The organism is Cobetia marina (assembly GCF_001720485.1).
In the GTDB taxonomy this organism is placed as follows: Bacteria; Pseudomonadota; Gammaproteobacteria; order Pseudomonadales; family Halomonadaceae; genus Cobetia; species Cobetia marina.
Map to the genome: position 1 here is coordinate 2,547,010 of NZ_CP017114.1, position 20,976 is coordinate 2,567,985.

The 20,976-nt window shown below is 59.0% G+C and carries 13 protein-coding genes; all 13 read right to left on the reverse strand.

The genetic code is table 11. The annotated features are described in order from the left end of the window. Positions 1–67 precede the first annotated feature (67 nt). Positions 68–1,021: a DUF6708 domain-containing protein gene (locus tag BFX80_RS17860; protein ID WP_157109477.1), complete on the reverse strand. Its 954-nt coding sequence runs from the start codon at positions 1,019–1,021 to the stop codon at positions 68–70. 188 nt (positions 1,022–1,209) lie between these two features. Then, positions 1,210–3,348 (reverse strand): T6SS phospholipase effector Tle1-like catalytic domain-containing protein, encoded by a 2,139-nt coding sequence (locus BFX80_RS10790; protein WP_084208872.1) that lies wholly within the window; start codon positions 3,346–3,348, stop codon positions 1,210–1,212. After that, positions 3,345–4,133 (reverse strand): DUF3304 domain-containing protein, encoded by a 789-nt coding sequence (locus BFX80_RS10795; RefSeq protein ID WP_084208873.1) that lies wholly within the window; start codon positions 4,131–4,133, stop codon positions 3,345–3,347. Before BFX80_RS10795 ends, BFX80_RS10790 begins: the two co-directional genes overlap by 4 nt. Before the next feature lie 101 nt (positions 4,134–4,234). Then, the gene (locus BFX80_RS10800) at positions 4,235–5,038 is read right to left on the reverse strand and encodes a DUF4123 domain-containing protein (protein WP_167593023.1); all 804 of its coding nucleotides are present in this window, start codon (positions 5,036–5,038) and stop codon (positions 4,235–4,237) included. Between the two features lie 7 nt (positions 5,039–5,045). Continuing rightward, a complete protein-coding gene (locus BFX80_RS10805) occupies positions 5,046–7,646 on the reverse strand; it encodes a type VI secretion system Vgr family protein (protein WP_084208875.1) in 2,601 nt (866 codons plus the stop codon). Positions 7,647–7,812: 166 nt separating this feature from the next. Then, positions 7,813–8,970: a hypothetical protein gene (locus BFX80_RS10810; RefSeq protein WP_084208876.1), complete on the reverse strand. Its 1,158-nt coding sequence runs from the start codon at positions 8,968–8,970 to the stop codon at positions 7,813–7,815. After that, entirely contained in the window at positions 8,970–10,082 is a 1,113-nt protein-coding gene (gene tssA / locus BFX80_RS10815; RefSeq protein WP_084208877.1) for a type VI secretion system protein TssA, read from the reverse strand. The genes BFX80_RS10810 and tssA overlap by 1 nt, the downstream gene beginning before the upstream one ends. Before the next feature lie 374 nt (positions 10,083–10,456). Further along, a complete protein-coding gene (locus BFX80_RS10820; protein ID WP_084208878.1) occupies positions 10,457–11,002 on the reverse strand; it encodes an Hcp family type VI secretion system effector in 546 nt (181 codons plus the stop codon). A 260-nt stretch (positions 11,003–11,262) separates the two neighbouring features. Beyond that, positions 11,263–13,755, reverse strand: coding sequence for a type VI secretion system membrane subunit TssM (gene tssM / locus BFX80_RS10825; RefSeq protein ID WP_084208879.1), 2,493 nt, complete (start codon positions 13,753–13,755; stop codon positions 11,263–11,265). After that, positions 13,752–14,771, reverse strand: coding sequence for a type VI secretion system-associated protein TagF (tagF, locus tag BFX80_RS10830; protein WP_084208880.1), 1,020 nt, complete (start codon positions 14,769–14,771; stop codon positions 13,752–13,754). Before tagF ends, tssM begins: the two co-directional genes overlap by 4 nt. A gap of 4 nt (positions 14,772–14,775) precedes the next feature. After that, positions 14,776–18,810 (reverse strand): type VI secretion protein IcmF/TssM N-terminal domain-containing protein, encoded by a 4,035-nt coding sequence (locus BFX80_RS10835; RefSeq protein ID WP_164850340.1) that lies wholly within the window; start codon positions 18,808–18,810, stop codon positions 14,776–14,778. 11 nt (positions 18,811–18,821) lie between these two features. Further along, positions 18,822–19,604: a type IVB secretion system protein IcmH/DotU gene (gene icmH, locus BFX80_RS10840; protein WP_084208882.1), complete on the reverse strand. Its 783-nt coding sequence runs from the start codon at positions 19,602–19,604 to the stop codon at positions 18,822–18,824. Beyond that, positions 19,601–20,944, reverse strand: a complete 1,344-nt coding sequence (tssK, locus tag BFX80_RS10845) for a type VI secretion system baseplate subunit TssK (RefSeq protein ID WP_084208883.1) — start codon at positions 20,942–20,944, stop codon at positions 19,601–19,603. The genes icmH and tssK overlap by 4 nt, the downstream gene beginning before the upstream one ends. Between the last annotated feature and the right edge of the window lie 32 nt (positions 20,945–20,976).

Genomic DNA, 20,976 nt, shown 5'->3' on the forward strand with positions numbered 1-20,976 from the left:
ACGCCATCGCCGGAACTGAACATAAGCACTATCTCCGCTTTAGGGGATTCCAAGAAAAGGAAAACACTTACATTATTTCATATTTACGCTGCTGTGAATGTCGCTCAAACTGACGATCAGCGACCGCAGGGTCCTCTGAAAACTCACCTGTATACTTTGGCTCTTGTAATATCATTGGATCATCTGATGCAACGATGCATTCGGCCTCTACTGACGAAGGCCATATGGGCTTCTTACAGGTGCTCAAAGTGAACCATCTGCCAAGCGTCAAAATCCAAAGTAATGGATAAAAAATAGGGACAAGATAATATCGATAGTCGATAGCAAAGGGCCACATGTTAGCATAAACATGCATATAGCAGTTTTTCAAAGAGACCTCTACTGACTTATCTATATACCTGTCCAAAGGTTCAACAAACAAGCTGTCAAGCGGCTCTTCCATATAACGCCTAATAAATTCCCATATAGCCATTATCTGATTGACACGACTATCATCATAAAAATTGCCAACACTGAAAGTATCGACAATGACTCCATTTTTCATTACATGCCCACGCAAGTCACAATTATATTCCTGTTGATACCCTTTACCAATGTGCCAAAATATATCATTCCAATTAACCCTTAGAACACCACCAGATACTCGATCACGATAAATATACACCATCCTTTTTTTACGATTGAACCTAATAGGATAAAAGCTTACAGTAAGAAAATCTCTAACTAGATGATGCTTCCAGACAAAATAATCTGTTAAAGACAATATCAAAACAATAATGAGAAATGTAACCACATGTATTGACATTACATCGATGGAATCTATATAGCCGCTTACATATATTGCAGAAAAAATACCTAAAAAATTTATCAATGCAACCAATAAAAAGCCGAACGTTGTTTTTGACATTCCTCGGTGCCGATCAGCTCTATCAATGAATTCAGCGTAGGTAGAATTCAGCTTTATTAAACTTCCATAAGAATCTGGAATAATCCCGTCTTGCCTAGATTTTGGAAGGGCCAAGAGATCGTCAGGATTTGATGAATAATTTATGGTTATCGCCCTCTACAATTTATATAAAAACATATCTTCAGATTTAGATCTCTAGACCGCAGATCTGACCGCAATACCGGTGAACGCTATAAGTGTGTTGGACTCAAAATTTGCGGCCAAGTGACATATAATTAAGACTCAACTTTATCAATACGTATTCAACTCATCCTTGCCAAGCTTTTTTCCTTCATGCTATCCAGTGCATATTTCCTTTCTGTATATTGTGACTCCTGGAATTCTTTGAGTCGAGCAAGATAAACGTCATTAGCCCCTGCGTATATACGTCTGAAACGTAAATACCCGCCCCCTAACCAATATGATTCTCTTCCACCTAAATCATCCATAGGCGGAATTTTACCATTTTCTTCATAAAACCTTATATAACTTTCTTCTTTTTCAGTAAGCATCGCAACTGAATTGACCTTGCTATAATAGTATTTATCTCTTATATCTCGAATGGAGATCAAAGTCTTCAAATAGATAATTACTTCGTCTTTGCTAGACCATTTTGTTAGAAATCCAGCAATTGAGTCATGGACATATTTATCCAACATAGTACTTATCGCACTACTTGGTGTACCAAAGCTTTTGCTTGCAATTGCGACTTTCTCCCAGTCATCTAATACTGAAGCATCAAATCCATATTGATAGTCTCGATATAGTTTCCAGCCAGGCCCCATAACAGCATACTTTAGTATCTTCTTCCATGCTGCAGTATCTCTCCATTCGAGATGCTGCTCAACGTTCTTGAATTCCTCCATTTCATCGCAAAATTGTGTATATGCACTATCAAGATTATTTTTATAGAATTGAGACGCACGCTTGTAACTTTCCAGACTAGATATTCCACCATTTCTATAATAGTTGAAGCGCCACTCTATACAGCTCTTCCAATGCTCTCGAATGATCCGCCCAGTCTCTCCTGATTTTATTTGACATGACGCAATATAGGAATTAAAGTCATCTATCAATTTCGGTGAGATTTCAAATCCTACTTTATCTTGACCTAAGGCTTTCTCCAACTTTAAAGGAACACCTGATATTCGTGCATCACGATACATGACAGCTAGAGGAATACGAGATAATTGATCCCTACCTACTTCATCCTCTCCCTTCCCTTGCACTCCAGGGCCATACCCTCCACCTAAATCTGAGTGAGCTCCTGGAAATACGACTTCTTCGCCGTTCGCAGGCATTGATTGACTATTATAAATGGAGTCTAAAGGAAAGGACCTTCTATTCTCATGAGCTGCAACCAAGTGATAACAACGTGCAACTTCAGGGGGAATTGCCAATGATACCTCTGCGTCTGCCCATGCCATATGGCCGTGCTTAAAGGGAATCATATTTACGATACCGACGGATGCAACAGTATCAAACAACCCCAAATAATCATAAGTCACTGGAAAACCAGCTAAAGTCAGCCCATTACTTTGCGTCAGGTATGCATCAATCTTAAATAGTTTAATTACCCAATTGGAGTATACCCTTGCCAAGGCCGACCCACGGGAAAAACCAAATGTTGATAAGTATATATTTTGAAGAATCCCTGGATCTTTATTATTTGGTAAGCCGTCTCCTCCTTTCTCGATCATATGTGGAGAAATAGTAGAATATAACTTTTTCAACCAATCACTTAATTTAATTACTGCAACACGATCATAGGAAGTAGGAAATGCGGCTCGGCCTACTTTCCTCGAGTCATAATCTTCAAGAGTTTGCTTTATATTTACGCTCAAGGCCTCTGCTGTAAGATCTCCATAAAAATTCTTGACATCCTCGTTACTGATGATAGATCTTTTTATAAAGTAGCGACTTATGACATTGATAATCTGAGCCAGTGCCCAGACAATACGCACTTCTCCTAACCGTCCCGTGCCTCCACCGAGCGTTTCATCCCAGAACCCTTCTCCACTATCTCCAACTTGTGTAAACCTTGTGCCAATTCCAGGAGAATATATTCTAAAATAATTTTGGTAGTCAGCAATGTCTGTGACCCACTCCGTTTCGAGGGGCAATACACCAGGTACACTTAACCCTGGATAAGCGCTATAGAGCCTGGCGACATTTGATTGACTTTTATCTCCTTTGGCGAGATCTGCTTCATAGTTATTACCAGTGCCATCAAAAAAAGACCCGATGAATAGATTAGTATGACAGGGTTGTAATGGATTGCTATTCTTCTCTCGTTTTTCTAAATCTCTAATAGCAATGTCATCTGCTTTGTTAAAAAAACTTGACTTATTACTAGGATCATAATAGCCAGAATTAATGATGCCTGCTAACTTAGCATTCATTCTAGCGACTCCTTGTAAGTTTTTAGTTTTTTAATTTCGTCTTTAGAATCAGCTATATTCCTTTTGCTTTTCCTGATCAAGTCAGATAAAAAGCGAGGATCTTCATATCCACTAAAACCTTCTAATTCCTCCTTTAAATATTTCTCATACGTATCCCAATATAGCTTCAAAGACTTTTTAGTAGGATTATTAGTTAATTCTTCTAAGCTACCAGTAGCAGATTGCAGATCGTCCTCCGCAAGTTTTATATCACGATCAATCAAGCTAATCCGGTATTCATCCGAAGGCACAGGCCACCCTTTGACATCACCCGGAAAATCTTCATGATCCGGCGATAAATCACTTACCACAACCTTTATTTCTTTGTCGGGCATGAACTGAACCCACAATGTCCCTTCTGCAGGAGCCCGGTACTTTGGAACGGGCACCTTGAATGTTTCAGTTACATTACCAACGGCTTCCCGTTTTTTTAGGTCTTCTACCATTTCATCGCCATTCTTCCCTTTCAATGGATAGTAGACTTCGATTTCGGCTGTCAGCCCTTCATGCCATTGTTTTGGCACTTGATAACAGCAACGAATCCCCCCGCCTCCATAAGGAGCCATCGAACCACCATCCCCATAAGCATCAGGAACATCTGGGTTTTTGACCCGAAAAGCACGAATACCAGTCCCAGCATAGTCTGCACCTGTAATATTAAGTTCTACAGTATCTGACTCCTGGCCACAGGCAGACAGTGAGAAAAGTATGCCCAAGCTTAGCACCAGGTTACCTAATAATTTCATATAACTTCCTTTATTCGGTAGTACGATCTACGGCACTGGTTTATGCCATCATAGAACAAAAATTCTCGGGGAATGTAAATGTAATATTCGAGCTAAATGTTCTATATTAAATCTTGGATCGCCGCTTTATCGAGACAATGCATAACTTGTGCTGGATACTCACTTTCCGCGACTTCATTTATTGCTTCAACAAGCCAATCATGGCGATGAGACGGTTGTTCGAAGGCTTCATAGAGTTCCGTCTCGTTACGTCGCAAGTCATCAATCAAGGCGTCAATGCGATTCATGCTGACAAGCGCTTGGGTTTGCCCATCATCACATTGAATCTCTTCAAAATGTGCAGGAATGTCGACAGTAATTGAAGGTAGCTCAAGCGCATACCACGCACTATCCCGCCCGACATATTGCCATGCCAACATGTACTGCATGAGATTGCCACACTGTTGTGGGGTCAGCATCTCGATCACTTGAGGTAAACGTCGCGTATCCGAGAACCGCAATACGTAACGTGTCTTCTGTACACTCACCAGGCGGAATGCATAGAAACGCTCCCAAAGTGCTGCCAAGGACTCCGAAGTGACAATCATACTGACCATCGGGCTACCTGATGTCAGGTGAGCCAGCGTATCGAGACGCCCTCTCCACTCGGGGTCGTCTCGCCCGATACGTAGCAATAGCGGTGACACTTGAAGCACTTCAAGACGTGTTTTCGCCGAATCCTGATAAAGCGCTCGCCACTCTGCTGCGGGCCATGAGGACTGTACCCAGGAATACAAAGTGTCGTGCCGAAAGGCGGCATCTACCAGTAGATAGACAGATGGCTGCTCAGCATGAGCTAGCCATGCCTCGATCATCTCACCAGTCTCTACAGCCCAGTTGGGTGGATAATGATCTATCAGTTGCATAGTGATCTCACGCGACATTCACCAATGGTGACCCGTTGGAGAGGTTTTTCAATAGACATTCGACGCAGATGGCTTCTGGCATTTGAGGCAATGCAGCCTCCAGACTCGCAGGGCCTGCAAAGCTATGCTGTGCGCCTTTGACATCGACCTTGCCCGGCCCGTGCACTTCGATGTTGCCGCCACTCAGACGGATATAGCCGCCACCGCTGGTGAGCAGAATCTCGTTCTTGGCCTGGAGGGTAACGGTGCCTTCGGTGGAGGTGATGGTCATGTCCTTCTCGGAGGTCAGTTCCATCGCATCACTCTGCGCCTGCATTTCCACCTTGCCGCGTGCAGTAAAGAGCTTGATGCCGGCACGTTGCACGAACAACGAGAACTTTTCGGAGAGCGAGGCGATCAGGCTGCGGCCGGTGGCCAGGTTGATGTCTTCGCCGCTGGTGATGCTGAGTGACTTGCCCTGCGCCAGATGGGTGGATTCCGGCGTACTCAGCGCGATGCCTGCCGGTGAGCTGACATGCAGCCAGGGGGCGTCGAGCCGTGCGGCTTCACCACGCCCGCCCGCGCTGGCGCTTGCGGCGGAACTGCCATCGAAGTTGGTGCCGCTGTCTGCCGCACCGTAACGCCCCTGGGCATCTTCACTGGCCTGCTTGAGGTTGATGCGCGACTCAAGCGCTTCTGCGTTGTGGCTGGTGGCACTCTCGCTGAGCGTATTGGAGAGCTGATAGGCGCTGGCCAATTGTTGCTGAGCGGGCGTGAGATCGAGTTGTTCGCCACTGGCGGCGATCTGCCCCCAGCTGGTCAGCAGCAGGCCCTGATGCGCGCGGATGGCGCCATAGGCGTCCGAGCGCAGCTCGAAGCCGGTACCACGGAAGCTGCCGCGTGTGTTGCCCTGCTGATGGATCAGATAGCCCAGATTGAGCTGGGATTTCTCGTGCTCCGAATTCAGGCGCACGCGCTCCTGATCCGTCGCATCATCGAAGACCAGCTCGTTGTACTTGTTGCCGCGGTAGGTCTTGCTCTTGAGGCCGGAGAGCAGGCCATTGGAGTGCCATTGCGGGGTCTGATCACCGTTGTAGACCCGCCCGGTGATCAACGGGCGATCGGCATCGCCTTCGAGGAAATCGACGATGACTTCCTGGCCGATACGCGGCACGAACACACTGCCCCAGCCGGCACCGGCGTTGGGCTGCGCGACACGTAGCCAGCAGCTGGCGTCAGCGGCACCCTTCTCGCTGCGGTCCCAGTGGAACTGCACGCGCACGCGGTTGAGCGAGTCGGTGTGGATCTCTTCGTTCTCGGGGCCGACGACAATCGCCGTCTGCGGGCCACCCAAATTGGGCCGCGGATGATCGAGAGATGGACGGTACGGCTGACTGAGGCGCTGGGATTCGAAGTCGATTAGATACTGGCCGGTGCCGACATCGGCATAGTCGTCCTGCGCATCACTCTCAAGACCATGTGCCTTGCGTGCCTCGGCCATGCGCGCCTGCAGGCTGCCCGGCAGCGCCTTGAGGTGCGCGGAGACCGGCAGTGCATTCTCGGCACAGACGGTCAGGCCCAGCACGAGGAATTCGCGCTCACTCGAGTCGCCGTCTTCATGGCGGGCGTGCTGACTGAGTTCGAACCAGCGGCCGACCTTCAACTGGCGGGTACCCCCAGCGCCGTAGAAACGCTTGGCGCGGGATTCATGGGCCTCGAGGCGATTGACGGTCAGGCGTTCGCCGCGCGAGTGATCGTCGAAATAGTACTCGCCGGGATAGTCGTAGACTTCCTGCTCGCTGAGGTTGCCCTGATCGCTACGCGTGTCCTGGCCGGAGCGTTTCTCCAGGCCCGGCAGCTTGTAATCAAAGGTGCCGAGGCTGACACGCGTCGGTTGCTGCTGACGGCGACCGCTCCACTGGGTGATGGAGTCTTCCAGTTCAGTGGCATCCTGACGGTGGAAGCGAATCACCTGCGGCTCGACCGGTGCGCAGGTCGCGACATCATCGGTGATGACGAGGCGGTGGCCATTGAAGTCGCTGTCGTCAGAGGCGTGTTCGAAGTAATAGAACAGCCCTTCCTGCTCCATCAGGCGATTCACGAACTGGAAGTCGCTCTCGCGATATTGGACGCAGTAGCTGCGCGCCGGATACTCGCGACGCAGGTCCAGCCGCCAGCCACCCTGAGCTTCGCCCTGCGCGATGGCGTGGTTCGAGAACACCGCCTCGATGACCTCGACGGCGGTGAGGTCCTGGAAGATACGGCTGTCGCGACCGAGCTTGAGCATCGAGAGCCACGGCACCAGCATCAACTGGTAATAGAAGACGCCGCCGTCCTCACCGAGCAGTGCGGCCGACTCGACCAGCCCCGAGAGCTTGCGGTAACTGCCATCGGCCTGACGCACCGAGAGCGCTGCCGGCTGTGCCATCAGGGTCTTGAGCTCGATATCACCGTTCTGGGAGATGCAGTCGAGGGTATAGGCGAAGGGACGCGACATGCGCTCTTCCCCCACCAGGCGATGCGGAATGAAGTCCGCGCCGCTCATCTCAAGCGTGAGCAGGCGCTCGTTCTGATCCAGTGAAATCTCGAACGACTCCAGCAGGCTATCCAGCCAGGAATTCTCTGCCATCCTTAACATCCTCACGGTGCGCGCGCTTCTTCGCTCGGCAAGCGAGTGCATCGGCTTGTTCAGTTCGGGTCATGCGTCTCAAGACGCAGCGATGTGCAACATAGGACGAGCACAGTCAACACAGGACGAGCACAGTCAGCACAGGGCAAATGCAGCGCCGTCAGCGCTAACCGGCAAAGGGCGTGAGTGCCAGTACCTGAGTCTGAGTATCGTTTCGCAGCGATACGACCAGGGCGCTGTCGTTGTCTTCCAGTTCCGCGATCGCCAGCACCAGCGCCAACGCCAGCCAGGCATCTCCCGGCCAGCCGCAGAAGCTGTCGAGCGTGGTGCCATCCTCGATCATGTCCAGTCCCGGCCAGCGATTCATCAGGCTGGTGCCGGCTTCCACCGCGCGACCAGGCAGCCCGAGGCTATCAATCACCAGACGCATGGGCTCGAACGGCTCGCGGGTAGAGGCATGCTCGTCATTTTCCGCCTGCACGGGCCACTGGCGCTCGATCAGCTGCATCAGCGGTGCCGGCGAGCGGCGCAGCTCGCGGCTACCCCGCGCCGCATGGGTCAGCGTTGCCGCCAGCGGCACCTGCCAGCCCTGCAAGGGAGCCGGTGAGTCAGGCGCGAGGCGCTCGAAGAGCAGCGCCGCGACAGCCTCACCGGGAAACAGACCGCTCGGGCGAGAGGCATACGCCAGCTGACCGCGTCGCGACAGTTCCGAGACGCTGCTGTCGAACAACAGCGAGTCGACGCTGAGCCAGATGACATGCGGCATGCCACCCGACGCTTCAGCGGCCAGCAGTTCATGCAAGTCCTGCTCGGCCACCGCGCGATGCGTGACGCTGCCCAGCGCGTCGGCGAAGGGCGTGGCCGCCACCGTCTCGCGCAGACGTGCGATAAACCCCTCCACCAGGCTGGCATGACGAATCGGCGCACTCAGCACGATATCGAAGGGCGCGCCCTCCGGCAGCGCTTCCAGCATCAACAGCGCGTCGATGATCAGGGCCTGGATCAAGGTCTCGAGCCGCTGATGGCGGCGATCGAGACGTGCCACCTGCTCGCCGGAGGCAGGCGATGCGCCCGCCTGCCCCAGCGCGATTTCGTGTACCAGCAGGCCATAGCCATCCGGGCCACGCAGGGTCGCGGAGATCTCGGCCGCCGCCGATGACGGCAGCTGCCCCTTGGCCACCGCCCCTGCAGAGGTCAGCGCCACGCCATCCAGCAGACACAGGGTGTCAGTGCGGTAGTCGCTGCGCACCTTGGTGACCGGCGCCTCGGGCTCTGCCGGGCGCACCTGCTGCAGGCGGTCATAGATCGAGCTCTTGAACATCATCAGTGATCATCACGCCGCTGAGTGCCCAGGGTTTCACGGATGCCGTCCACGACATGTTCCTCGCGGATGACATCACGCAGCCATTCCTCCAGCGGCATGCGGCCCCAGCGCACGGCGCGTTCGACCAGATACGGCACCGGACTGTGCGGCTCGCTGCCCTTGAAGTACTGGGCGACGCCATTGAGCATGTCGAAGGCTTCCTCGCGGGTCTGCGGCGTGGTGCGCAGTGCCGCCGGCGCCATGCCCGCCTGAGCGGATGGCGTGACACTCGCATCCCCAGTGGAGGCATCGCCACTTGCGGCGTCCGTCACTTCTGCATCGCTCTCGGCGGATGCCTGGGCCTCATCGTCCAGGCTGACCCCGCGCTCGCCCAGCAGTCGCTCGATCAACTGGGTGCAATCCGCCAGACCACGCTGCAGCTGGCTGAAGGTCGGCGCGCTCACCCCCAGCTGCGCATTGAGCTGCGCCACCAGACCGGCCAGCGCCTGCTGGCACTTGACGATCTGCTGGTGACGCTCGCGGAAGGTCGCCGTCTCGGTCAGCACCACGGAACGCTGGAAGATATCGGCGTTGATCTTGCCATCCGCCAGCGCGCTTTCCATGGCATCCACGTCGGTACGCGCCAGGTTCTCGACCTGACGCGACTCCTCATAGCGGTCGAGCCCGTAGAGCTGCCCTTCCACCAGCGGCAAGGTGCCGATCATGCCGGCGAGGGTGTCATCCAGCCAGGTCAGACGGGCGACACGCTCTTCATCACCTTCCTCGAGCGTCGGGTAAAGCGTCTCCCAGTACTGCTCACACAGCGCCGTCATCAGCTCCAGCCCCCAGGCCAGACCCATGAAATGATCCCGGTGCGCCAGGCCTTCGCAGAGCCAGCCCGCCAGCGACAGGTCCTTGCTCTGCTCGGCCAAACCGTCGGCAGTCAACGAGATGACGGCATTCCAGTCGGACTTCTTGAGATCGGCCTGCCATTCGCCCTGACTGAGGTAGGCCGGGTCTGCGCGACGCGCTTCCTTGATCTCGTCAAAGAGCAGCGAAAAGCCCAGGTCCTCTCCTGTCCCATGAGCGCCGATTGGCGCGAGCAGTTCGTCGCGGTCCCATTCGTCGGCCATCTTGTCTCTCCTGAATCACGTGTTGATCGCGTTGCGAGGCAACGCCTGCGAAATCACTGTGGCGCAGTGCTGTTGTGTCAGAGCCAGTTAGCACAGCGCTATTGGTATAGAGCTATTGGCACAGACCCTGTTGGCAAAGAGCTGTTGGCACAGAACTGACAGCACAATGATTTCGCAGGCGCTCATCGAAGCAAACGGGGATGCACAAGGGGAAAACAGACATGCCGGGAGAGCCTATCGCTCCCCCGGCATGCCTTCTACCCGGACGTGATATCCCCTGAAGACGAGCTCACGCCAGCACGCTGGCCAAGCCCCGGGATGCCACTCTCCTGTTCATGGACGGCGACTCACGCCGCCGCGCCATGAGCCGATACTCAGGAGTAGACGCGGTTGCGCGTGCGATCCCAACCACCGGTGATGTTGCCGCCACCCTGGCCATCGCTGCGCTTCTGCTGGGTGTAGGTGACCTTGATACGTGCGAAGTTCAGCTTGATCTCTTCAGACGGCAGATCGTGACGCGCGTCGTGCACGGAATCGGTCGCACCGCCACCGCCGGCCTGGGAGAAGGACGCCATGCCTTCCAGGTCCACGGAAGACACGATGACTTCCTCAAGCTTCACTTCCATGTAACGCACCTGCTCGCCACCGGCACGGTGAACCTGCAGGGTGATTTCCTTGATGTGCTGGCCGCGGCAGCACGCTTCGAACAGCTTCGGAGAAGCCTTGTCGATGAACTTCTTGATCGCGAACTCGCTCAGGTTGACGCGCTCGGCAGACGCACCACCGGCGGAGCTGGCAGTCGCGGAAGTCGCCTGGCTGGCGCCGAATTCGAAGCTCAGCAGCTCGATCCAGTCCTTGTGGTTGGTATCCAGACTCTCGCCCGGGATGCCGTCGATCTTGAGGTAGGCGTCAAAAGCCATGGTAAAACTCCATTTCCGTCATGTGATGGGTAGGCATCACGGGTAGCAGCCCTCCCTGGCTGCCACCTGCAACGCGTGTTCGGACACGCTACCGCCAGGAGATGCCATCCAGGCACCCCCACTGCGTATGTCCATGCTTCTCCGCTCTCGTGCGCCGGGCCTGCCTTCAGGCCTGTCATCCAAGAGCTCGACTCCTCCGTGAGTCGGCAAAATGAATCCGGTTGGGCGCTGCCCGTCAGTTCTGTTGTGTTCTGGTCAGGTCAGTTCAGTGCACGCACTTCAATCTCGACACGACGATTGGGGGCCAGACAGGCGATTCTCTCCGCTCGTGACATCTGGCCATCGCACTTGACCAGCGGACGATCGCTGCCGGCCCCTTCCGCACCGATCAGCTCACCCGGCAGCCCCTTGCCCACCAGATAGGTGCGCACGGTCTCGGCACGTTGCAGCGAGAGCTGGCGATTGACCACGGCCGAGCCGATCGGGTCGGCGTGGCCGGTGATGGTGATGCGGCCCAGATTCGGCGTGTTGGAAAGCCGCTCGGCGATGGCATTCAGCTGACGCTGCCCCTCGCCCTGCAGGCCCGAGTAATCCGCACGCCCGAAGGCGAACAGGGTGTCGGATTCCAGCGTGATGGTCTCGACGGTGCTCAGGGAGCGGTCCAGCAGGCCATCGATGTAGTTGCGACTGGATGACACCAGGAAGGTGTTGTCTTCCAGACGCGGCACGTCCGGGCGCACGACCTGCTCGGCATAGAAGTTGACCTGACGGCTGGCATATTCCAGATCACGACTGTCGCGCGGCACATCCTCCCCCTGGGTGATGGCCGGATACCAGTAGACCGGCATCTCGCTACGCAGCCAGTCCGGCTCGATGTCCTCGCGCGGCGTGCGCGACAGGGACAGGTAGGTCTTCAGGGTGTTGTTGCCGAAGTCCGCCAGCGCCTGGGCCGAGTTGTCACGCGGCTGGGCGTGGTCCTCGACTCCCGGGACATGGATATCCGTCTCGCGCGGCCCGTCCTCGCGGTCATGCACGCTGATGGTCGGCAGCATGAACAGCGACTGGTTGAGGTTGCTGGCGATCGGCACCAGCATCGTCTGACGCAGTTGACCGAAATAGACATCGCGCAGCTCAGGTTCCAGCGTCTCGCCTTCATAGAGCCCGAAACCGAGCGACCAAGGCACGCCATGCTCGTGATGGCGAGCATCGTAGCGGGCCGCGCTGTCACGCAGGGCATCCAGCGTCGCCCACTGGGCATAGGCATCGGGCTCGCCGGCGTCTTCCTCGTAGGCGTCATCCAGGGCCTGATCCAGCGCCCCGAGCTCGCGGGTGTTGGCGGTGAAGGACACCGCCCACGCCAGACACATCGCTCCGGCAAGTGCCAGCGCCAGCCACACCCAGCGCAGCTGACGCCGACGCTGCAGGTTGGCGCCGCCATACAGGCCGACCAGATGCTGATCCGGCAGCAATACCCGCGAGAACAGCCCCGAGACGAACAGCGGCTTGCCATCCTGATGGCCCGGCGCATGACGCTCGGTGACGGCAAAGCGTGACGCCACGTTACGCCCATGGGCTGCCGTGCTGGCCTGCCCCTCGGAGAGCGCACTGGTGAAGTAGAACCCGCGCAGCAGCGGCGCTGCCTGATAGGGATTGACCTTGAGCAGCTCGGTGACGAAATCGGTCAGATGCGGTGCCAGCGCTTCAAGCTCTCGCGGGAATTCCACCGCCGCCGGGGCCTCGCGGGTGCGCACGATGTCACCCTCGATCAGACAGCGCTCCCCGGTACCCGCGCAGCGTGCCACCAGGCGAGTCATCGCCTCACTGAACCGTGTACGCCAATCCGCCTCGGCATAGCCCTGGTGCGGGAAGCTCATGCCCAGCACTTCATCGCGCTGCGCCGGTGCCAGCTGGGCATGGAACTCGCGAAAGCCGGGAATGTGGTCACTCTTGGTGAACACCAGATAGATGGGCAGCGCGGCGCCCAGACGCTCGTAGCTTTCCTGGATACGCTCGCGCAGCTGATGGGCCAGTGCCTCGACGTCATGGCGGTTCTGGAGCACCTCATCGATGCTGACCGCGACGATCAACCCATTGAGCGGCTGACGCGGACGATAGCGACGCAGCATGTCGAGGAAGGCACGCCACTTGCCGACTTCCTCCTCGGAGCTGACATAACGCCCCGCGGTATCCAGCAGCACGGCCTCACTGCTGAAGAACCAGTCACAGTGACGGGTGCCACCGATGCCCGCGACACGTGCGCTTTCCCGCTCCGCGAAGGGGAAATCGAGTCCGGAGCGCGACACCAGCGTGCTCTTACCCACCGCAGGCTGACCGATCACCAGATACCAGGGCAGCGTATAGAGCAGATCACCCTGACGGGTGAACCAGCCACCGCGTTTCTCGCTGGCACTCTTGCGCATGCGATCCAGCGCGGCCAGCAGGCGCTCGCGCAGCAGGCTGACTTCCTCGCGGTCCTGGGGCGCGGCGCTGAGCACGGCGTCATCGGCGTTCTGGATCAACAGCGACTCGACATCCTTGCGCTCTCCCACCCCGCGATAGAGCAGCAGCAGATACAGGGCAGAGGCCACCAGAAACGCCAGAATGCCGACCAGCAGACTGTCCAGTGACGAGAAGCCGAGTCCGACACCGGCGCCCCAGACCACGAAGATGCCAAGGAAGAACAGCACGCCCAGCCAATACGGGCGGTACTTGAGGAGGTAGTACTTGAGAACGTGAAGCTTGAACTTGTTCATGTCGGTGCCGATTCATCCTTGGGTATGTCGCCGAATACCGTGTCGTCACTGCCCGCCCTTGTCCCCTGCGGCCCCGGGTCATCTTTCCGGTCATCTGACAGAGCGGCGATGTAGGCTCCCATGCCCAGTGTCGAGGCGTGAGACGCATCCAGCGGGCCAGCGTGAGACTCCCCGCTGCCAAGCAGGCGCCAGGGCCCGAGCACCTCGAAGGCGGAGCCCGCCAGAATGCGCAGTGCGTCATGATCGTCACGCGTGAAGCGCATCAATGTCGGGCGCATGAAGTCATCGACGATCACGCTGATCTGCCCCGGCGCGCCATTGTCATGCTCCAGCCAGTGCAGCCACAGGTCCGCCGCGGGACGCTTCAGCGCGCGCTCCGGCGGCAGTGGCAATGCCGCCTGCCCCCGGGTGTCATCGCGTGCGCCCCCTGTCGCCAGCTGCCGGCGCAATGCCTGCATGTCCTGCGTCAGTCGCTGGGCGCTCACGTCGGGGAAGCCACTGGCCAGCGCCCGCGTGAGGTCCCCGTAGCGCACGTCTTCCAGAAAGCGCGCGAACAGACGCCGATGCAGCTTGAGATCGGAATCATCCAGCGGGCGTAGCGCCTCGATTCCCGTGAGCAGACGCTCCTGTGCCTTCAGGGGGTCTGCGCAATGCATCACATCGCGCAGCAACTCCCGCACCTGCCCGGCGAAGGTCTCGCCGAGGGTATGCACCCCGACACTGCCCTCCACCACCGGCGAGACGGCCAGCCGCTGGAAGACCAGCAGCGGGTAGCGTCGCCCGGAGGCGTCCTGCGAGGGCGACATGGCGCCCATCAACCAGGCTCCGCTGCTGGCGCGGTAGTGAAAGAAGCACAGCGGCAAGGCATCGAAACGTGCCTGCCAGTCTTCGTCGCGCTCGGCCATGCGATTCAGCGCCCGCTGCCACCAGCCATCCAGTTCCCGGATGTCCTTGTGGCCCGCGTGATGGGCGATGAAGTCAGCGCTGCCGGGCAGCTTGCCGAAGAAGCCGATCATGCGGTCATCTCCCGGCGACCGAGGGCATGGACAGGTTGCGCACCTGCTTGAGGTCCGTCAGTTTCACGCCACCGAAGTTGCGCGCCTCGAAGCTCACCGGGCCCACCGGGGTGTACCAGGTGAAGCGCTGACGGGCGGTATCCAGGTCTGTCACGTCCGCGGATTCGATCAGTTTCAACAGACTCCAGCGATTGGGGAAGTTGAAGACGGTGATGCGGCGGCCGTCCCGTGTCACCACCTCCAGTCGGGCGCCGGAGACTTCCGGATCACCCGGCCAGACGAAGCGCTGCCAGTGCTGACGACCATTGCGATAGGTCTGCTGCTGACCGTCCAGCGTCAGCTCGATCGAGATCAGCCGGGAGGAAGGCCGGATCATGATCTCGAAGCCGTTCTCCACATCCGCCAGACTCTCCAGCACCCGGCCCACTGCCGTGCCCTTGGTGATGGTGGCGGTGATCTTGGGGTCCACCAGCGGCGTACCGTCCTGCTCACCCTCTTCCAGGTTGCCGACTTCTTCATTGTCGAAGCGGGTCAGCAGACCGCTATCGGGGTCGATGAACTGACGCAGGTCACGCACCGAGGTCTCGTTGGCGGAATCGCTGACCGGATAGCGGCCACTGACCATGCGATGCCAGGGTGAGACGACCTGCTCGCCCCAGGCGGCGGCCAGCTGTGACGCCACCGGTCCCTGCAGACTGGCCACGGAGTAATCGATGGGCGCACGGAACAGACGCTGCAGCGACTGCACCAGCGGTTCCTGCGAGGTATCGACATTGGCGGCGACATAGTCACGCGCCGCCGAGATCTCATTGGGCTTGCCGCCGATCATCTCCGCCAGCAGCTGCTTGGTACGCTTGCCGACATCGCCACGCTCCAGTCCGTCGAGGCGTACCTTGAGCTGACGCAGGCGCAGCTGGTAGCGGTTCATGACCGAGGCATCGCCATCCTGCCCCTCATCCTGGGCAAACAGGCTGGCGACCGGCGCGAAGTGGTCCGCCAGCTTCCCGTCGTGCACGTGCGGCAGTCCCTGCAATGCGCCGGTACGCTGTGCCAGCTGACTGCCATCCTCCTCGACCCACGCCAGCGCCTGATCCCACAGGCCCGCCGACTCGGCCGCCGGGGCCGGTGCGTCACCCTCGGCTTCGCGTGGCTGGGGCGTCTTGCGGGCCTCGGCATCGCGGCTGTCCCAGCGGGTGTTGTCATCCACCACGGCCAGCAGTGTCTTGAGCGGTGAGCGCTGATAGTCGCTGAAGCGCGCCAGACGCTGACGCGAGAGCGCCAGACCTTCGAAGCGACGCACGCCGACATCGGCCAGGAAGCGCTCCCAGGCCTCGGCATAGTCACGTTTGTAATGCGCCAGAATCGCCTCGGCGAATTCGGTCTTGCCCTGCTCGGCATCCGGGTTCTCGTCTTCCAGCACCCAATCATGCTCCACCGGCAGGTCAGAACTCAGCGTCTTGAGCAACTCGGGACGCACGAACTCGTCCCACACGCGACGCGTGAAGAAGGCCGGCACGGATTCGCCGGCGTACAGCAAGCCACGGGCGCCCTCTTCGGGCAGCATCACCGAGAGCGTCATCGACGGGAAACGGGCTTCGGCCGCCAGACGCAGACGCAGGTATTCCCGCTCCGCCGGCGAGTTGTCGAGCAGGAAGGCCTTGAGGTCACGGCGGGAACGCGCGACGCGGTCCTCATCCCGCACCAGGGCAGGTGCCTTGCCCTGCGCCAGATATTCGCTGTAGAGCGCGACATTGTCGGCGATGCGTTGATCTCCCCCCGGCACACGGCGGTGACTGTCCGCCAGCTGATGCCAGGCGCGCGGCAGGGCTTCGCGCACGAAGGCGACGTCCGGATGTTCCGCAGGCTCACTCAGGATCAGATACAGCTTGAGCGCATCGTAGGCATCGATCAGCCCGGCGACCTGCTCCGGCGTCAGCTGGTTGAGCACTTCACTGGAGAAGGCCGGACCGCCCGGCATGCCGCCGTCCGGGCTGCCCCCCTCACCCGCCACGGTGCCATCGCCGCCCAGTCCCGCGGACGAGCCACGGAAATTCTCGGCCTTGTCACGCAGCGCATCACGTCCCTGCTGTCGGGTGCTCCAGTAGGCGTCATTGACGCCGCCGCGCAGGCGGTAATCCGCCTCGCCCTTGAGCTGACTGGCCAGTTCGCCCGGTGAGCGCGGCACGCTGCCCAGCGTCGGGCGCTCGGTGAGACGCTGACGCAGGCGTTCGCCGCTCGAGGTCAGCAGTGACTTGCCATCGGCGACCAATGTCCGCGAGGCATCGCCCCCGGATCCAGCGCCCTCACCGACGTCCTCGCCACGGGTGCGCCGCGAAGCGGACTCGGAGACGATGCCCAGCGAGACCGCCAGACGCCCGACCGCCCGCAGGCGAGCGTCGAGATCTTCCGCCAGCGGTGCCAGAATCTGCTGCTTGAGGGTCGCGAAGTACTGTGCTTCAAGCGTCGCGCTCAGACGCTCTCCGCCATCCAGTCCCATGTGCTGATACCAGGGCAGACCGCCCTCTTCGCGGGCCTGACGCACACGCGACAGCTCAGCGTGGAGCAGGTCGAGCTGCACGCTGGGGGTCACGGCGCCATCAAGCGATGTCAGCTGCGCATCGACGGCCTCGAGACTGGTGCGACTCTGGTAATAGGCGTTGCCGAGCAGGCCCAGCGTCACCGCACCTGCCACCCCACCTACGCCGATCAACAGCGGGTTCAGGGAACGCCGCTGACCATCGCGCGCGTAGTGACGCACCAGGTTGCGGTCCGGAATCATCACGTCACGGAAGACACCGCCGACGAAATAGGGGCGATCACTGACCGTCGCCGTCGCCGTCGCTGAGGCTGGCGTCGCCGCCTGGGTGCCCGCCGGTTCCTTGAGCGCAAAGCCCTGACGGACCTGCTCATCGAGAATCGCCGGCATCGCACTGCCGTCCTGCAGCGCACTAGTGAAATAGACGCCACGCGTCAGCGGCCCGCGGGCACTGTTGCGACGCAGATCGAAGGGCTCCAGGAAGTCGGCCAGCAGGCCTTCCATCTCGGCGATGTATTCCGGGAAGTGCAAAAGCTCGCTGTCCGCCTGCTGGCCACGCTCACGCAGGGCGGCTTCCACATGACCACGCAGCCCCGCCACCATCTTGGGGAAATGCCGGGAGAAGGCTGCCACGACACCCTCGCGACGCGCCTCGGCCACCGAGAACGTCATGCCCCACGGCGCATGGCGGGCATCGCTGTCCAGCGTATTGAACGCGGCGGTGAAGCCCGGCAGCTGGTCGGCCTTGGTGAACATCAGATAGACCGGCGGCGAGGCATCCAGCGCATCGCGGAAGTCATTGATGCGCTCGATCAGCTGGCGTGCCAGCGCATGATTCTCGTCACGCGGCGCATGCAGCAGTGCCGGCAGATCCACCACCACCACCAGGCCATTGATGGGCGCACTCCGCCGACGGCGTGCCAGCAGACGCAGGAAGTCGGCGAAGGCACGCGCCGGCTGCTCTTCGGCCACATAACGCCCGGCGGTGTCGATCATCAGGGCGTCGTTGCCGAAGTACCAGTCGCAGTACTGGGTGCCGGAATCCCCGCCCAGCCCCGCCACGCTGGAGCTCAGGCCGGAGCGTGTCAGCAGCGAGGTCTTGCCGGAGGACGACAGACCCAGCACCAGATACCAGGGCAGATCGCTGAGCGAGGCACTGCCACCCTTGTGCAGACCACGCTGGGCACGCAGCATGCGCAGCGCCGACTTGAGACGCTCACGCAGCACTTCGTAATCGCCGGCTTCGGTGGCGGCATCCGCAGCTTCGCGGTCCACTTCCAGCTGGACGAGGTCTTCCAGATCCCGCTCGGCGCGCACCTTGCGATACTTGCGCAGCACGATGGCCAGCAGCCACACCGCGGTCAGCAGCGCCACGGCGATGGCCAGGCGTTCCAGCGAGCCACCCAGACGTGGCACCCACCAGACGCACAGCACGACACCGGCCAGCCACAGTAGTGACGACGCCAACCAGAAACTCTTGAGGAACCCCAGCACCCGTTTCATTCCGTCACGCCTCATGTCGTTGCGAACAGGGACGACAGTCGCTCGATGAGCGCCGTGACCTGAGTATCCAGCAGGTTGTCGAGCACCAGATAGACCGCCCCGCAGCACAGCGCGATCACCAGCAGATAGACCCAGACCGGAATTTCATAACGCAGCAGCTGACCGACCTGGTCCGGCAATTGCCAGCCCGGTGCCAGCACGTCGGATGTCTGACGGTAGCGCGCGATGTCCTGGCCCAGCGTGCTGGCCACGTAGCGCAGCTGATCACGGTGTTCGAGGCGGAACTTGCCCTCGAAGCCCAGCGCCAGACACAGGTGATAGATCTCCAGCACATCCAGGTTGGCCTTGACGTCGGTGCGCAGTGCCTCGAGACGCTCGAAGAAGCCCTCACCCGCCAGATGCACGCCGAAGTAGGTGTACTGCAGCGGATGCAGCTCCAGATGCTGGCGAATGTTGCTGGCACCGGCCCCCAGCACGCTTTCATCGAGGAAGGCGCACAGCGCGTACTGGGCGTCACGCACCTGATCCATGCTGTAACCGACCGCCAGCGCCTGGGCTTCCAGCTCGCGGAAGTAGTCGGCGACCCGGGTCAGGAACTCATCGACGTTGCGCGCTTCACTGCCGCGACGAATCATCAGGATCAGCGAGAAGAAATCCTGGGACAGCGTGCGCAGACGCGTGTCCGCCGGAACCGATGCGCCGGATCTCCCCGCGCCGCCACTTCCTTGGGAAGGCGCCCGGGAAGGATGATGTGCCGCCGTGTCGCTCGGCTGGGTTGCCGTGGTCTGGGTCATTTCAGCACCGCCATCAATTCAATCTTGAGGTTGTGGAAACCGCCGGGCACGTAGAAGGCGATGGCCTGCGCGGCCATCATGCGTTCATACATGCGGCCCTGGGGTTCCAGCGCGAAATAGTGGTTATCGAGGCGCGAGGGAATCGCGGTGGGCAGACGCGAGGCGTGTACCAGCGAGCCGCCGGGCATGGCGCTGTTGACCACCACCTCGATGTCATCCGGCGAGCCGACCTTGAAGGCACGCGGCACCAGCTCCAGCAACTTGGCGCCGGGCATGTCGGCATGCACGCTGATGTAGAAGTCGGCGTCCACCAGACGCGCATCGTGCAGATGGGCGATGTAGTAGGACGGCTTGGTCTGTTCCAGCGCGATGGGGATGTACTGGTTGGGCACCACGGTATCCAGCAGCTCGCGCGCCATGGTTTCCAGCGTCGTCAATGACTGGACCGGGTCTTCATGGCGGTACGGCGGCAGGTCACTCAGGCGGTAATCCATCGAGAAGGTCATCAGGCTGGCGACCAGATCCGACAGGAAGGTGTAGAGCTTCTCGGGATGATGCTGCGGGTGTTGCAGCAGATGCGCCAGCGCCGGGTAGGCACGGTTGACCGTATGCAGCAGCCAGAACAGCGCCACGTCGCTTGAGCCGAATTCCGCGACCTGATCGGCGCGCTCGCGGCGACGTCCGGACAGCGTCTCGTGCTTGGCCTGCAGCATGCCGGCCAGGCGCTGGCCCATGGCCATCAGCGTCTCGCTGCTCGAGAGGTGAAGCGCAGGCGGCACGAAGCGCGGCGAGACCGAGAAGCCACCGGCGGCATTGCGCGTCAGCACGGCCAGCGGACAATGCGTGCTGCCCTCCAGGTCATCGCCTTCCAGCAACAGACGCACATTGAGTTCCAGCAGGCTCAGCTCGTTCTCGCCATCGCCGTCCAGCAGGTCCGGCAGGGAATCGAAGCGCTGACGAAAGCGACGACGGGCACCGCGCTGCTGCTCATCTTCCTGCACATTGCCGGCGTAGGGTTGTACCAGGCTCAGCGCAGCATGCACCTTGATCTCGCTGTGACCGGCCAGCTCTCCCAGGTCACGCGCCCGCGGCAGGCTATCGTGCTGGGGAGCATCGAACAGCGTGCCATCCGGGAAGACCAGTTTGAGGCGACTCAGTTGCAGGCGGCCCTGGGCCAGCGCGCTTTCATCGATCTCAAGCTGCTGTACGCCAAAGGCGAAGGGCCCGCTGCGCGTGCTGGCCTCGCCGAGCTGCCACTGGTGATACTCGTCCTGATACTGGAAGTGCTGGGGCAGCAGGAACATGCCCTCGGACCACCTCACGCGATTATGCTTGCTCACGAATCCATCCTTTATAAAGTCCGTCCGGTGTC

Coding starts and splice junctions, on each gene's coding strand:
- BFX80_RS10810 (WP_084208876.1), bottom strand. CDS start 8,970: ATGATGTTCAAGAGCTCGATCTATGACCGCCTGCAGCAGGTGCGCCCG.
- BFX80_RS10805 (WP_084208875.1), bottom strand. CDS start 7,646: ATGGCAGAGAATTCCTGGCTGGATAGCCTGCTGGAGTCGTTCGAGATT.
- BFX80_RS10800 (WP_167593023.1), bottom strand. CDS start 5,038: ATGCAACTGATAGATCATTATCCACCCAACTGGGCTGTAGAGACTGGT.
- BFX80_RS10790 (WP_084208872.1), bottom strand. CDS start 3,348: ATGAATGCTAAGTTAGCAGGCATCATTAATTCTGGCTATTATGATCCT.
- tssA (WP_084208877.1), bottom strand. CDS start 10,082: ATGGCCGACGAATGGGACCGCGACGAACTGCTCGCGCCAATCGGCGCT.
- BFX80_RS10820 (WP_084208878.1), bottom strand. CDS start 11,002: ATGGCTTTTGACGCCTACCTCAAGATCGACGGCATCCCGGGCGAGAGT.
- tagF (WP_084208880.1), bottom strand. CDS start 14,771: ATGATCGGCTTCTTCGGCAAGCTGCCCGGCAGCGCTGACTTCATCGCC.
- icmH (WP_084208882.1), bottom strand. CDS start 19,604: ATGACCCAGACCACGGCAACCCAGCCGAGCGACACGGCGGCACATCAT.
- BFX80_RS10835 (WP_164850340.1), bottom strand. CDS start 18,810: ATGAAACGGGTGCTGGGGTTCCTCAAGAGTTTCTGGTTGGCGTCGTCA.
- BFX80_RS10795 (WP_084208873.1), bottom strand. CDS start 4,133: ATGAAATTATTAGGTAACCTGGTGCTAAGCTTGGGCATACTTTTCTCA.
- tssM (WP_084208879.1), bottom strand. CDS start 13,755: ATGAACAAGTTCAAGCTTCACGTTCTCAAGTACTACCTCCTCAAGTAC.